This window comes from Microbacterium soli (assembly GCF_039539005.1).
Classification (GTDB): domain Bacteria; phylum Actinomycetota; class Actinomycetes; order Actinomycetales; family Microbacteriaceae; genus Microbacterium; species Microbacterium soli.
This window is the reverse complement of record NZ_BAABCP010000001.1, coordinates 1,354,825-1,368,893: the sequence shown is the minus strand read 5'-3', so window position 1 is coordinate 1,368,893 and position 14,069 is coordinate 1,354,825. Positions and strand designations below refer to the sequence as shown.

Annotated in this window: 15 protein-coding genes; 5 read left to right on the top strand and 10 right to left on the bottom strand. The window is 70.3% G+C overall.

The window, feature by feature from the left end; translation table 11 throughout:
- Positions 1-33: 33 nt before the first annotated feature.
- On the top strand, positions 34-807 hold the full coding sequence (locus ABD770_RS06385) for an alpha/beta fold hydrolase (protein WP_344818686.1): 774 nt from the start codon (positions 34-36) through the stop codon (positions 805-807).
- A 56-nt stretch (positions 808-863) separates the two neighbouring features.
- Here ABD770_RS06385 and ABD770_RS06380 read toward each other — a convergent pair whose 3' ends face one another.
- Positions 864-1,259 (bottom strand): sigma-70 family RNA polymerase sigma factor family protein, encoded by a 396-nt coding sequence (locus ABD770_RS06380; protein ID WP_344818685.1) that lies wholly within the window; start codon positions 1,257-1,259, stop codon positions 864-866.
- Complete coding sequence (locus ABD770_RS06375; RefSeq protein WP_344818684.1) at positions 1,256-2,170, bottom strand: RNA polymerase sigma-70 factor; 915 nt, start codon at positions 2,168-2,170, stop codon at positions 1,256-1,258. The genes ABD770_RS06380 and ABD770_RS06375 overlap by 4 nt, the downstream gene beginning before the upstream one ends.
- Positions 2,171-2,337: 167 nt before the next feature.
- On the opposite strand from ABD770_RS06375, the gene ABD770_RS06370 reads away from it, so the two are divergent.
- The 3 genes from ABD770_RS06370 to ABD770_RS06360 all read left to right on the top strand — a co-directional run bounded on the left by ABD770_RS06370 (position 2,338) and on the right by ABD770_RS06360 (position 4,810).
- The gene (locus tag ABD770_RS06370; protein ID WP_344818683.1) at positions 2,338-3,159 is read left to right on the top strand and encodes an SDR family oxidoreductase; all 822 of its coding nucleotides are present in this window, start codon (positions 2,338-2,340) and stop codon (positions 3,157-3,159) included.
- A gap of 82 nt (positions 3,160-3,241) precedes the next feature.
- Positions 3,242-3,997, top strand: a complete 756-nt coding sequence (locus tag ABD770_RS06365) for an SDR family oxidoreductase (RefSeq protein ID WP_344818682.1) — start codon at positions 3,242-3,244, stop codon at positions 3,995-3,997.
- A gap of 60 nt (positions 3,998-4,057) precedes the next feature.
- Positions 4,058-4,810: an SDR family oxidoreductase gene (locus ABD770_RS06360; RefSeq protein WP_344818681.1), complete on the top strand. Its 753-nt coding sequence runs from the start codon at positions 4,058-4,060 to the stop codon at positions 4,808-4,810.
- 75 nt (positions 4,811-4,885) lie between these two features.
- Here the strand turns inward: ABD770_RS06360 and dnaB are convergent, their stop codons facing one another.
- Positions 4,886-6,271 carry a replicative DNA helicase gene (gene dnaB, locus ABD770_RS06355; RefSeq protein WP_344818680.1) on the bottom strand — a complete coding sequence of 462 codons (1,386 nt, stop codon included), beginning with the start codon at positions 6,269-6,271 and terminating at the stop codon, positions 4,886-4,888.
- A gap of 492 nt (positions 6,272-6,763) precedes the next feature.
- On the opposite strand from dnaB, the gene ABD770_RS06350 reads away from it, so the two are divergent.
- A complete protein-coding gene (locus ABD770_RS06350; protein WP_344818679.1) occupies positions 6,764-7,609 on the top strand; it encodes a hypothetical protein in 846 nt (281 codons plus the stop codon).
- Positions 7,610-8,088: 479 nt separating this feature from the next.
- Here the strand turns inward: ABD770_RS06350 and ABD770_RS06345 are convergent, their stop codons facing one another.
- The 7 genes from ABD770_RS06345 to ABD770_RS06315 form a co-directional block, all read right to left on the bottom strand.
- Positions 8,089-8,430, bottom strand: a complete 342-nt coding sequence (locus ABD770_RS06345; RefSeq protein WP_344818678.1) for a hypothetical protein — start codon at positions 8,428-8,430, stop codon at positions 8,089-8,091.
- Positions 8,427-9,272, bottom strand: coding sequence for a DODA-type extradiol aromatic ring-opening family dioxygenase (locus ABD770_RS06340; RefSeq protein WP_344818677.1), 846 nt, complete (start codon positions 9,270-9,272; stop codon positions 8,427-8,429). Before ABD770_RS06340 ends, ABD770_RS06345 begins: the two co-directional genes overlap by 4 nt.
- 30 nt (positions 9,273-9,302) lie before the next feature.
- Positions 9,303-10,163 (bottom strand): amidohydrolase family protein, encoded by an 861-nt coding sequence (locus ABD770_RS06335; protein ID WP_344818676.1) that lies wholly within the window; start codon positions 10,161-10,163, stop codon positions 9,303-9,305.
- The gene (locus ABD770_RS06330; protein ID WP_344818675.1) at positions 10,160-11,341 is read right to left on the bottom strand and encodes a CaiB/BaiF CoA transferase family protein; all 1,182 of its coding nucleotides are present in this window, start codon (positions 11,339-11,341) and stop codon (positions 10,160-10,162) included. The genes ABD770_RS06335 and ABD770_RS06330 overlap by 4 nt, the downstream gene beginning before the upstream one ends.
- Positions 11,331-12,335: an alcohol dehydrogenase catalytic domain-containing protein gene (locus ABD770_RS06325; protein ID WP_344818674.1), complete on the bottom strand. Its 1,005-nt coding sequence runs from the start codon at positions 12,333-12,335 to the stop codon at positions 11,331-11,333. Before ABD770_RS06325 ends, ABD770_RS06330 begins: the two co-directional genes overlap by 11 nt.
- Before the next feature lie 20 nt (positions 12,336-12,355).
- A complete protein-coding gene (locus ABD770_RS06320; protein WP_344818673.1) occupies positions 12,356-12,841 on the bottom strand; it encodes a DUF2269 family protein in 486 nt (161 codons plus the stop codon).
- A 146-nt stretch (positions 12,842-12,987) separates the two neighbouring features.
- Positions 12,988-14,010: an ABC transporter substrate-binding protein gene (locus tag ABD770_RS06315; protein WP_344818671.1), complete on the bottom strand. Its 1,023-nt coding sequence runs from the start codon at positions 14,008-14,010 to the stop codon at positions 12,988-12,990.
- Between the last annotated feature and the right edge of the window lie 59 nt (positions 14,011-14,069).

Sequence of the window (14,069 nt, the reverse complement as noted above, 5' to 3'; positions counted from 1 at the left end):
GCGCCCACCCGTGGGCCGTGGTTGTATGGCGGCATGGGCACCGCGATCTCCGCCGACGGCACCCCCGTCTCGTTCTCGACGACGGGTGAGGGGCGCACGGTCGTGGTCGCAGGTGGCGCGCTGACGACGGCCGCCGACGCGTCGCCCTTCGCGCAGGAGCTGGCGGATGCTGGGTTCCGCGCGGTCGTGTGGGACCGGCGCGCACGCGGTGCGAGCGGTGACCGCCCCGGGTCGACGCCCAAGGACGAGGTCGATGACCTCGCCGCGGTCATCGAGGCGGCGGGAGGGACGGATGCCGTGCTCGGGCACTCCTCGGGGGCCGTCCTCGCGCTGTATGCGGGGATGCGGGGCGTGCCGACGGGGGCGCTGTTCCTCTCCGAGCCGCCCATCGACTTCGACGGCACCGGTTTCGGTGACGAACTGCCCGACCGGCTGCAGGAGCTCGTCGACGCCGGTCGCGGCGAGGACGCCGTGGCGTCGTTCCAGACGGATGCCGTGGGCCTGCCCGCCGAGATGGTGGCCGCCGCCCGTGCCGGCGGTGAACTGACCGCGCTCGCGCCCCTCGCGCAGTCGACGGTCTACGACACCCGCCTGACCCTGCGACTGAGGCACGTCGACCCCGCCCTGCTGGAGGTCTCGACGCCCGTGACCGTCCTGCGCGGGGAGCAGACGTTCCCGTTCCTGCAGGCGGCGGCCGACCGGCTGGCATCCGTCATGGCGGGCGCCGAACTCGTCGTCATGCCCGAATCGGTCATGCACAGGCTCGACCCCGCCGCCACCGTCCGCATCATCGCCGAGAGGCTGTGAGCGGGAGCCGATCTCCGTGGGCCGCCCTCGGCCCGCGAGCGTCCGGCCCTGCCGGGTCAGCGGTTCCAGTCCTGGAGCTTGTCCGGATTGCACACCACCCAGATCCGTGACAGGCGGCGAGCGCGCACCTCGGCCACGACGACCGCGACCACTCGGCCCTCCCGGCGCAGCACCAGCCCGGGGAACCCGTTCACGGACCGGACCGCGGCGGTCGTGCCCGGGCGCATGAGCGCGCCCAGCGCCTCCGCCGCCGCTCGGGCATCGCCGTGCGGGGCGGGCGCGGCGGGGAGACGGCCGCTGTCGATCACCAGTCGGGCACGGGGGTGCAGCATCGCCCGGATGCCGTGCAGGTCACCCGCGTTCATCGCCTCCGCGATCCCGCCCATGACCCGCTGCGCGACGACCGTGCGGTGTCGGCGACGCGCCCACACCGGCATCCGCTCCTCCGTCATGCGCCGACCGGCGCGACGTGACCGAGCTTCTGCGGGCTCATCACCCACAGCAGCTGGGCGATCCCCTCGGCGGTGGTCGTCACGGTGACCATGGTGGTGATCTCACCGTGCTCGGTCAGCGTGGCGGCGGGCTGCCCGTTGACCTCGACCCAGCCGATCGTCTTCCCCGTCCAGAAGTGGTGCGCGAAGGCCGCCACGAACTTCGCGACCCGCTCGCGCCCGATCACGGGGATGCGGGCGGCGAGCTTCGCACCGTTGCCGTCGGTGTAGCTGACGACGTCCTCCGCGAAGAGCTTCTCGAGCTGCCGGGCGTCGCCGCTGCGCGCCGCCACGAGGAACGCCTCCAGCAGCCGGCGCTGGTGCGCGGCCGCGGCCGGCAGGTGGCGGGCGGAGGCGATGTGGGCGCGGGCCCGGCTGACGAGCTGCCTGGCGCTGACGACGCTGGAGGAGATCACCTCGGCGATGCGCGGGTACGGGTAGTCGAACGCCTCCCGCAGGATGTACGCCGCCCGCTCCGTCGGGGTGAGCTTCTCAAGCGTGAGCAGGATGGCGAACTGCAGCGCGTCGGCGCGCTCGGCGCCGAGCGCGGGGTCGTCGTCGGTGTTGACCGGTTCCGGCAGCCAGGGCCCGATGTACGTCTCGCGCTTGACTCGGGCCGACTGCAGCACGTTGATCGAGAGCCTCGTGGCGATCGTGGCGAGCAGCGCCGCGGGCTCCCGGACCTGCGAGCGGTCGGTGCCCTGCCAGCGGATCCACGTCTCCTGCACGATGTCCTCGGCGTCGGCGACCGTTCCCAGCATCCGGTACGCGATGCCGAACAGACGTCGTCGCTGCGCGGCGAACACCTCCACGGCGTCGTCGAGCTGCTCGGGCATCCGTTCCCGCGAGTCCGTCACCGCTCCACTCTCCATCTGCACCGCATCCTCCGCAACCGGTTCTCGGGCACCCCGCCCACAGCTGAGACCGGGGACCATGCGGATCTGTGACAGCCGCGTCGGGGTCCGTCACAGTCGGGCGCGCTGCCCGGTCAACCCTATGAGCGCGAAGGCGCCCGCACATCGGCGGAAGAGGGAGTGACATGAGAATCACAGTCATCGGCGGAACAGGACTGATCGGCACCAGAGTCGTCCGGATGCTGCGCGAGGGCGGGCACGAGGTGTTCGCCGCGGCCCGCGCGACGGGCGTGAACTCCTACACGGGCGAGGGTGTGGCGGAGGCTCTCGACGGCGCGGAGGTCGTCGTCGACGTCTCGAACTCCTCCTACACCGACGAAGCGGCCGCGCAGGAGTTCTTCTACGCCTCGACCCTGAACCTGCTCAGCTACGGGGCGGATGCCGGCGTGCGCCACCACGTCGCGCTGTCGGTGGTCGGCACGGACAGGCTCGCACGGGGGCAGGGCGGGTACTTCATCGCCAAGCAGCAGCAGGAGCGGCTCATCACCACCTCCGGTCGCCCGTACACTCTCGTGCACGCGACCCAGTTCTTCGAGTTCATCCGCGACATCACCGATCACGCCATGCGCAGCCACGCGATGAGCGTCGCGGACGTGCTCATCCAGCCCATGGCGGCCGACGACGTCGCCCGCGCCGTCGTGCGCGCAGCTGTCGGCGAGCCGCGCTCCGGGATGGTCGAGTGGGGCGGCCCCGAGGTGTTCAGCCTCCGAGACATCGCGTCCATGGATCTGCATGCACGGCACGACGACCGCGAGGTGGCCGCCGACCCGCTGGGGACGTACTTCGGCGCCCGGCTGGACCGCCGCGACCTACTGCCCGAGGCCACCGCCACACTCGCGCCCACGCGCTACCGCGACTGGCGGAAGCGGACGACCGGTGCGGGGACGGCGCCCGTCACATCCGCGGGGCCTGTCACATCCGCGAGGCACGAGCGGTCATCCCTGTAGGCGCCGGAAGCGACGCCGTGGCAGACGCCGGCATCGGCGTCGCACAACGCACATCGAGCAGTCACGAGAAGTAGGAGTGGACATGACCAAGATCGTCGTCATCGGAGGCACGGGCCTGATCGGCTCGAAGGTCGTCGCGAAGCTGAATGCGCACGGACACGAGGCCATCGCGGCCTCCCCGCAGACGGGCGTGAACGCACTCACGGGCGAGGGCCTGGCTGAAGTCCTGGCCGGTGCGAGCACCGTCGTGGACGTGTCGAACTCACCGTCGTTCGCCGCGGAGGACGTGATGAAGTTCTTCACGACCTCCACCTGCAACCTGCTGGCGGCCGAGGCCGCGGCGGGTGTCACCCACCACGTTGCGCTGACCATCGTCGGCACGAACCGTCCGCAGAACATCGACTACTTCGCCGCGAAGACCGCGCAGGAGGAACTCATCCGCGCATCGGGCATCGGCTACTCGCTCGTGCACGCGACGCAGTTCTTCGAGTTCGTCGGCAGCATCGCCGACATCTCCACCGAGGGCGACGTCGTCTCCCTGCCCGGAGCGCTGATCCAGCCGATCGCGGCGGAGGACGTGGCCACGGCCGTGGCACGCACCGCCGCGGGCGCACCGGTGGGCGACGTGGAGATCGCAGGACCGGAGGCGTTCGGGATGGACGAGTTCGCCCGCCGCGCGCTCGCCTTCCGCGGCGACCCGCGCACCGTGGTCCGCGACGACAGCGCGCCCTACTACGGCGCGCAGATCGAGGAGCGCACGCTCATCCCCCTGGAGGGCGCGCAGATCTTCGAGACGACGCTGGAGGCGTGGCTGCCGCTGAACCCGCCGCGCAAGTAGCCCGGACGGCGTGAAGGCGGACGGATCGAAGACGGACGACATGAGGACGGAGAGGGACGGATGAGGATCGCGATCGCCGGCGGCACCGGCACAGTCGGAAGGCACGTGACGAGGGCCGCGCGGGACGCCGGGCACGAGGTGGTGGTGCTCTCCCGGGCATCCGGCACCGACGTGCTGACGGGAGAAGGGCTCGATGACGCTCTCATCGGGGCGGATGCCGTGATCGACGTGACGAACCTGACCTCGCTGTCGGCGAAGCGCGCACGGGCGTTCTTCGAGAACGGCACCCGGCACCTGCTCGCGGCCGAGGAGCGGGCGGGCGTCCGCCACCACGTCGCCCTGTCGATCGTCGGGATCGACGACATCGACGCCTCCTACTACGCCGGCAAGCTCGCGCAGGAGCGGGCGGTCGCGGCGAGTGCCGTCCCGTTCACGATCGCCCGCGCCGCGCAGTTCCACGAGTTCGCCGGTCAGCTGCTGAGCGGTGTGCCCGGTCCGTTCGCCGTGGTCCCCCGCGCTCGCGTGCGGCCTGTCGCCGCACGCGAGGTCGGCGCCCACCTGGTGCGCGTCGTGGAGGCCGGCCCGCAGGGCCGCGCCTCCGACCTCGTGGGTCCGCGCGACGAGGACCTCGCCGACCTCGCCCGCAGACAGCTCGCCTTCGACGGCATCCGCCGTCGCGTCATCGAGGTGCGCTTCCCCGGCGCCTACGGTCGCGGCCTCGCGTCCGGCTCGCTGCGCGGCGGAGCGGATGCCGAGACCGGGCGCATCGACTTCGAGGAGTGGCTGCGGAGCGAGGACCACCGGCGGGGGTGACGGGGCGGGGCGGATCTCCGATCCGTCCAGCTACGCCGGAATCACTCGCCCCAATCCGCTCAGTGAAGCGGCCGCTCAGTTGAAGTCGCCGCCGCCGAAGTCGCCCGGTGCCATGTCCGCGAAGCGGGAGTAGTGGCCCTGGAAGGCGACGTTGATGGTGGCGGTGGGTCCGTTGCGGTGCTTGGCGACGATGAGGTCGGCCTCACCGGGGCGGACGTCCTTGTCGTACACCGACTCGCGGTGCAGCAGGATCACGACGTCCGCATCCTGCTCGATCGACCCCGACTCGCGCAGGTCGCTGATGGCGGGCTTCTTGTCGGTGCGCTGCTCGGGCCCGCGGTTGAGCTGGCTCAGCGCGACGACGGGCACCTGCAGTTCCTTGGCCAGCAGCTTCAACGCACGCGAGAACTCCGACACCTCCTGCTGACGGGACTCGACGCGCTTGCCGCTGGTCATCAACTGCAGGTAGTCGATGATCACCATCTTCAGGCCCTCGCGCTGCTTGAGCCGACGGCACTTCGCGCGGATCTCGACCAGCGTCATGTTCGGGCTGTCGTCGATGTACAGCGGCGCGTCGTTGATGCGGCCGCGGGTGGCGGCGACCGTCGTCCAGTCGCGCGGGTCCAGTGTGCCCTTGCGCATGTTCTGCAGCGGGATGCCGCCCTCCGCGCTCAGCAGACGCATCGCGATCTCGCTCTTGCCCATCTCGAGCGAGAAGAAGATCGACGGCTGGTTGTGGCCGATGGACGCCGCGCGGGCGAAGTCCAGCGCCAGGGTCGACTTGCCCATCGCGGGCCTCGCGGCCACGACGATCATCTGCCCGCCGTGCAGGCCGTTGGTCAGCTCATCGAGCTCGCGGAACCCCGTCGGGATGCCGGTCATCGTGCCGTCTCGGCCGTTGGCGGCCTCGATCTCCTCGACGGCCGCGTCGACGGCCACCGTGAGCGGCACGTAGTCCTCCGCGGCCTCCGCGCCGGTCACCGAGTAGATCTCGGCCTGCGCGTTGTTGACGATGTCCGTGGCATCGCCCTCGCCCGAGTAACCGAGCTGCACGATGCGGGTGCCCGCGTCGACCAGTCGGCGCAGGATGGCCCGCTCGGAGACGATGCTCGCGTAGTAGCCCGCATTCGCGGCGGTCGGCACGATCGACGTCAGGGTGTGCAGGTAGTCGGCGCCGCCGGCCCGGCCCAGTTCGCCGGTCTTGATGAGCTCATCGGTGACGGCGACGACGTCCGTCGGCTCACCGTGCGAGTACAGCGACAGGATCGCCTCGAAGATCAGCTCATGCTTGGGCACGTAGAAGTCCGCGCCCTTGAGCGACTCGATGACATCGGCCACCGCATCCTTCGACAGCAGCATCCCGCCCAGGGTGCTCTGCTCGGCGAGCAGGTCGTGCGGAGGGGTGCGCTCGGGGGAACGGGACCCGCCCAGACGCTCCTCAGAGATGTCAGCGATCGACAATGTGCTCCTCCCCGCCGCCGACGACACGCTGGCGTGTCGCGGACCCACACGACCGACATCCGTGCGGCCGTGCACACAGCGAATCACGAGCCTCGGACATCCGGTTCCACTCAACGTAGGAGCAGCCTCCGGCAAGCGCAACACCGCCTGTGGATAACTCTGTGGAGAGGGTGCGGACAACTCGGGAGTGTCTGTGCACAAGGACTGTGGATAACACGGTGGAGAGTGGTGTTGAATCAACGCCTTCTCCTGTCTGACCTGGTCTTATCCTTCTCCCCACCCTGTGGATGAGATTCGACTTCAAGCGAAGATTTAAGGTTTCCGCGTATCGGACTGCGTGTGCAGAACCCTGGGGAAAGTCAAGGGGGAGTTCCGTTCGAACACGACGAATCTGTAGAACGTCTCCAGGGGTATGGACACCGCGCCATCGGGCATGTAGGGTCTCACAGACTGGGTCGTGAGAATCATCCGCGAACCCCCGGGGAGATGCACGTGCGGTTCGAGGTCATCGGCAACCGCAGCCGACTGATGTGGCTGCTGGTCGGCCTCGGCGTGCTCATCTGGGTTGCGCTCAGCGTGCTCTTTGGGGGAGCACCCGCTCACGCACAGGACGGTCCCGCAGCACCGGCCCAGGCGCAACAGCCTCCGGCGGCGGCACAACCCGCCGGCAGCGCCGACACCGGTACGAAGCACGCACCGCAGAAGCAGAACATCCCGGGTCAGCAGAAGGCGCCCTCGTCTTCGAGAGCGCAGGCGACGAAGGCACCGACGACGCCCACGACACCGACGGCGTCCACGGCCGCCGTCCAGGACGTTCCCGTCGGCTCCCAACACACCGTCCCGCCGCACGCGGTCGGCCCCAACACCCGCCCCGCACACGCCGTCGGCCCCAACACCCGCCCCGCACACGCCGTCGGCCCCAACACCCGCCCCCCGCAGGCCGCGGATGCCGCGAGGAAGCATCGCAGCACGAACCAGCACGTCGCGCCCGCCACGCTCCTGACTCCCACGGCGCGGGTTGCCGCCCACGCCTTCGGCACGTCTCCGACAGCCGCACACGCCACCACCGCGGCCATCACTCCGGCACCGCCGGCGGAGTCCGTCCTGCCCGCGCCTCCCGCGCAGCACCCCGCGGGATCGCATTCAGCGTACGGACAGCATCCGCCCGCCGCGCCGTCGTCGGCATCATCCGGCGCACACGCCCCTGTCGCCGTCGGGGCGCTCCCCGATGCCGTCGGCCACGACGTTCCGCTGTCCTCGGGGCCGTCCGCGCCACGCGGTGGGCAGGATCTGCTCCCCGATTCTCCCGTCGGCTCCGCCGACGTCTCACCCGACTGATCCGGGGTATCGGCGACTCGCGTCGTCTCCGTCGCCGAGCGCGCTCCGACGCGCCGCGAACACCCGACCACGGATCAGGAGATCACCTCATGCACACGACAGTGCACCCCGCCCGCACGGGCGAACGCCGGCACCGCACGGCCTGACGACTTCCGCCGACGAGGACGCCGCCTTCGGGGGAAGGCGAGCGCCGTCGACGGATCGGATGCCGTGGCATCGCGCCCAGTGACGCTTCCCCGCGTCCCGCGCGCCCGGCGTCCTGCGGCGCCGCGGGAATCCCCTCCCCCGCGGCGCCGCCCCTTTCCCGGCCCGGGAAACGGCTCTGCGACCGCCCTCCGGCGGCTCAGCCCGCGCAGACCCGAACGGCCCACCCGCGCCGCAACGGGGCGAACTGCCCGCACGGCCCGCACACGACGGATGCCCGGAGTCCGAGGACTCCGGGCATCCGCGGCGCGGACTCCGCGCTCAAGCCGACGGGCTCAGGCGGAGGGCCCTCCCGCCGGCGCGATGGCCGCACGATAGCGCTCCACGAGTTCCCGCCATCCGAAGCCCTCGGTGTACTCGTGCTCGTAGATCGCCTCGGTGAAGTGCCACAGCAGATAGGGGTGCGCGCCGAGCCGGAAGAGCGCCCCGTAGTCGCGCGCGGCGAAGGCCGCCTGCTCCTCGGGGCTGAGGATGCGATCGTCCGTCGCCGCCTCCGGCCCGCTGCCGCCCGCGAGCCACTCCCGCACGTACGCCGCCGGATCGGCGATGTACCGCGCGAGCACGGCGTCGTCCATCTCGACGCTGCGGATGAACTTGCCGATCATGTAGTCGCTCATGACTGCTCCTCCCACAGGAAGAAGGGACTGCTCGCGAAGCGCGAGGGCGTGGCATCCGCGTGATCCGCCGCGCGACCCCCCATCGCCGCCAGCGCGGCGATCGCGTTCAGGTACTGGTACGTCATCGATCCGGCCTCCGAGAGCCGGTCGACGTCCAGGCATCCGGCGATGGCGGCATCCAGGTCGCCGTCGCGCATCCACTCCCAGGCCGACCGGTCGAAGTCGGGATCCGGCGAGCCGGCGAAGGTCTTCGGCCCGCCCACGTCGTTGGCCATATGGCCGGAGGTGAGGATGCCCACGCGCGCCTCCGCATCCCAAGCCTGCACGGCATCGCGCACGTGCCTGCCGAGCGCGGCGAAGCGGTGCGCGGAGGGCACCGGCGGCATCGACGCGTTGGTGTGGATGGGCACGACGGGGATGTCCAGCGCGGGGCGCACATACCGCAGCGGGATGACGTAGCTGTGGTCGAGTCGCCACTCCCGGCTGATCGAGAAGTCGACGGCCTCCGGAAGGAGGGAGCGTCCGGACAGCGCCTCGGCGAGCCCGGTGTGGCCGGGCACCTCGCAGTACTCCATGCCGAAGGTGCGCACCTCGTTCTGCCAGGTGCCGTGGTACGAGGCCGCGGTGCCGATCACGAATGCCGGCGAGTTCTCGTAGTAGAACTGCCGCAGATGATCGGTGCCGATCACGATGAGCGCGTCGAGCCGGTGCTTCTCGACGGCGTCGCGGATGCGGGCGAAGTTCGCCGCCACGGGCTTGAGATCATCGGGCACGGGGTCGCGCATCGCGCGCCACAGCAGGGGATTGTGCGGCGTCATCGCCGCCATGACCAGGTCAGCCACAGAACGTCCTCTCCATCGGGGTGAACAGCATCACAGCCGGAACAGCCGCTTGGCGTTGCCGAGCAGGATCTTCCTGCGGGACTCCTCCTTGAAGCCCAGCTCGTCGAACTCCGCCATCCAGCGGTCCGCCGTCATGACCGGCCAGTCGGAGCCGAAGAGCACGCGGTCGGTGATCACCGAGTTCGCGTAGTGCCTGACCTCCTCGGGCAGGTACTTCGGCGCCCACCCGGACAGGTCGAGGAAGACGTTGGACTTGTGCCACACCATCGCCAGGTTCTCCAGGTGCCACGGCCACGCCGGGTGCGCGCTGATGATGTTCAGCTCCGGGAAGTCGGCCGCGACGTCGTCGATGTAGGGCACGGGCCGCGCGTTCTCGAGGCGGTACCCGCCGCCGCCCGGGGTCCCGGCGCCGGCGCCGGGGAAGCCGCTGTGGAACATGACGACCAGTCCCAGCTCCGCGCAGGTCTCCCAGATCGGGTAGAACCGGCGGTCGTTGGCGAGGAACTTCTGCCGCGACGGGTTCAGCTCGCCCACGCCCTTGATGCCGTACTCGTCGTGCATGCGGCGGATCTCGGCGATCGCCGCCTCCCCCTTCCACGGGTCGATGCCCGCGAAGGCGAGGAAGACGTCGGGATGGTCCTGCTGCGCCCGCCCGAGCAGGTCGTTGGGGGCGCCCTTGATGCCGCTGGTGGTCTCGGAGTCGGAGTTGACGATGACCGCCATCATCCGGCGCTCCCGGTACTGGTCGGCCTGCTCCGCGAAGGAGACCACCGGCCGCTGCCTGCCGAAGTGCGCCGCCATCTGCTTGTGGCGACTGCCCATCGCCGCGATGAACTCCTCGGTCTGCGGGTGGGTGTGCACGTCGATGGCGACGAGGTCGTCGATGCTCATGCTCGGGCTCCTTCTGAGGTGGGATCGGATGCCGGGGAGCCGGCGGACACGGCATCCGTCCGCCCGCCCAGCAGGGGCGCGTACGCGAGCCGCGCCCGACCGCTGCGGTGGAACCGGGTGCTCGGCATGGGCACGCGGACCGTGCCGTCGGGCCCGTCGAGCTCGCCGACGAGTCCCATGCTCTGGATCTGCGGGTCGTCGAAGAGGTCGGCGACGGTGTTCAGCGGGCCGTGCGGGATGTCGTGCGCGGCCAGGCGCTCCAGCCAGTGCGCGCGCGGCTGCGTCGCCGTGATCCGCTTGAGCACGGCATCCAGCTCGTCGTAGTTGCGCACCCGCGCCTCGCGCGTGGCGAATCTCGGATCGTCCGCGAGCTCGTGGTGCTCGAGCACATCCAGCAGCCCCGTCCAGAACTTCTCCGGCACGGACATGTGGACCACGAACGCCTTCCCGTCCGATCCGGTGCACGCATACGCCTGTGCGCGGCGGGGACGGGAGTCGGGTCCGGCGACCTGTCCGGTCTCCAGGAAGGCGGATGCGGACTCCGTGAGGAAGTCGATGAGGGCGCCGACCATCGACACCTCCACATGCTCGCCGACGCCCGTGATGCTGCGGGCGTGCAGGGCCGCCAGCACGGCCTGCGCGGCGGACATCCCGGAGAGCAGGTCGGAGAACGCCGGCCCCATCGGTCGCACGGTGGAGGCCGGCACGACCTGACTGTACATGCCGCCGACGGCGGAGATGACGGTGTCGTACGCGGGGCGCGCGGAGTACGGCCCCGTCGGCCCGAATCCGGTGATCGAGCAGGTGATCAGCCGCGGGTTCCGCGCGGCGAGCGCCTCCGGTCCGATGCCGAGGCGCTCGGTGACCCCGGGGCGGAAGTTGTCCAGCACGACGTCGGCGCTCTCGGTCAGCGCCAGCAGCCGTTCGAGATCGTCGGGGTCCTTCAGGTCGAGCGTCATGCTGCTCTTGCCGCGGTTGTACGCCGCGAACTGCGGGCTCATGGTCGCCCTGCCCTCCCAGCGGCGCATGGGATCGCCGTCGGGCGGTTCGATCTTGATGACCTCGGCGCCCAGGTCCGCCAACTGCTTGGCGGCGAAGGGGCCGGAGATGTACTGGCCGAGCTCCAGCACGCGGATGCCGGCCAGCGGGCCGCCCGTTCTCGGGGTCTCAGCGGACATCGATGATCACCTTGCCGTTCTTCTTGGTCGGGAATGCCGTGTACGCCCGGACGATGTCGTCGAGCGGGTAGCGATCACCGACCAGGTCGGGGATCACGCCGGATGCGGCGAGCTCGAGCGCCTCCCGCACGTGCCGGTAGCCGGCGCTGGCGACGCCGCTGAGCCGCTTGCGGCGCAGGTAGAAGTCGCGGGCGTCGATGCGCAGGTCGGGGTCGACGGATGCGGAGCAGAACACCGCGCGTCCGCCCCAGCCGAGCGTGGCGATGCCGACGCCGAGGGTGGGGGCGTGTCCGGTCACGTCGACGAGCGCGTCGAAGGGCTCCTCGTGGGCGAGTGCGGCCTCGAGCGCGCTGTTGTCGGGGGCGGTGACGATCCGCTCCGAGCCGATCGCGTCGAGGGGGCGGCGCGAGGCCGCCGTGACCCGGGCGCTGCGGTGCAGTCCGATCGCCACGGCGGCGCGGCCGAGGGTGCCGCCGGCGCCCATCACGAGCATCCGGTCGCCCGGTGCGACACCGGTCTCCTCCACGGCGTTGAGCACGATGGCGGCGCTGTGCATGACGGCGGTGGCCTGGGCCGCGTCGAGCCCCGGACGGGCGAACGCGCTGGTGGCGGGAACGGTGACGAACTCGGCAGCGCCGCCGTCGCGGTGCACCCCCACGACGCTCTGGCGCGGGCAGTCCTCCTCGGCGCCGATCGCGCAGGCGGCGCAGGAGCCGCAGGGGATGTTGGGCTTGACGGCGACGGGCTCGCCGATCCGGGCGACGTCGACGCCCTCGCCGACGTCGACGATCACCCCGGCGGGATCAATGCCGAGGATGCGCGGGAGTGCTGCGCGGGCGCCGGGGCCGACGCCGGCGATGACGTTGAGGTCGAGCTGGTTCACGCCGACGGTCTCGACCTTCACGACGACCTCGCCCGGGCCGGGCTCGGGCAGGGCGGTGTCGGTGACCGCGAGTTCGCGGAGGTCGTGTCCGCTCAGGACGGCAGCGCGCATGATCATCCTCTCCCGACTGCTCAGAACGGCTTCAGGACCATGAGTGCGGCGACGACACCGTACGAGTACGCGATGGCCTTGCCGCCGATCTTGAGCCTGCGGCGCACGGCGACGATCTGCTCCTCGAGCGCGGCATCGGCTCCGTCTCCGGCGGCCTGGCGGGCGAGCTCGCCGATCCGGCGCTGGTTGCCGCGGTGCACGGTGTGCGAGTAGCCCAGCGCGAGCGCGGTGATGATGATCGAGACGATCAGCCATCCTTCCGCGAAGACGTTGCCGTACTCGGATGTCAGGCTCAGGATGCCCATGAGCAGGCCGGACGCGATCACGAGCGCGAGTCCCGGCTTGAACATGCGCTTGTCCAGCACCCCGACGACGGTGTTCGCGAAGCCGCGATGCTGCGGCTGCCGCTGCCCCATCGCGGCGATGATGCCGTACCCGAACGCGGGACCCATGAGCATGATCGCGCCGACCACGTGGGTCGCCTTCAGCAGCAGCCAGATACTCATCCGTCACCTCTTCATCGTCGAACAGCGTCGAGCTCTACACTAGCATTCATTGGATTCTGGATCCAAACTGCAGGAGCGATTCGCCTCCCGCAGGAGTACGGGCGCCGGGCAGCGGCGTCCGACGACCGCCGCCCGGAGCCCCGACATCACTCGTCGAGCGACTTCTGCGCCCGCTCGAGCTGCGTCGTGTCCACGAACGTGCTCCACTCCGGCATGTCCATCCCGAACGCCGACAGCGCCTCGGCGTACCGGCTCTCCTCGAGCATCAGCATGTTCTCGTTGTACAGCTCGGGCCCGTACGCATAGATCTCGGGCTCGCGCTCGGTGTCGGTGATCTTGAAATCCGCCTTCTCCATCATCGACTGCACGTACTCCTGCTGGGACAGGTCCTTGTACAGCGCCATGCCCTTCGTGGTCGCCCGGATGAACCGGGCGAGCGTGTTCGGGTTCGCCGAGATCCAGCTCTCCGAGGCCGCCAGGACGTCATTCGGCCACTCCTTCATCGTGTTGATGATGAAGTGCCCTCCCGCCTCCTCCACGATGGGGATGTGCCGCGGGAACACCGGCGTGAGCGCCACCTGCCCCGCCACGAAATTCTCCACCCAGGCGTTGGAGAATCCAGGAGGGTAGACGTCCTTCCAGCCGACGTCGCGGATGTCGAAGCCGCCCTCCTGCGCCATGATGTCCATGCGGACGTCGTTGATGGGCACACCCGGTGCGTCGCCGAGGATGATCTGCCGACCCTCGAGATCCGAGGGGTCCTGGATGTCGGCGCTCGCGGCGATGATGTACGGCTGCCGGGCCCGGTAGCCCGCGACGATCTTCAGCCCGGTGCCCGCCACCGCGGCGTCCACGACCGCCGCGGCGTCCTCGACGGCGACGTCGAGGCTGCCGCCGATCAGCCCCTCCCTGATGTTGTCCGCGTCGATGACGTTGATCGTCAGGCCCTCGTCCTCGTAGTAGCCCTTGTCGAGCGCGATGTACACCGGAGCCTGGCTGTCGAGGTTCGGCGCCGACAGCGCGATCGTGAGTTCCGTGGTCTCCGGCGCGCCGATCGGGGTGTCCACCGAGACCTCGGGGGCCTGCTCCCCGCTCCCTCCGGGAGATCCCGAGCATCCGCTCAGGAGGAGGGTGCCCGCCAGAGCAGCGGCGATGATGCTCTTCTTCATGAGTACCTTCTTTCTGTTTCTGTTCCGTCCTGCGATGCGACGTGCGGGTGCACGCCGGA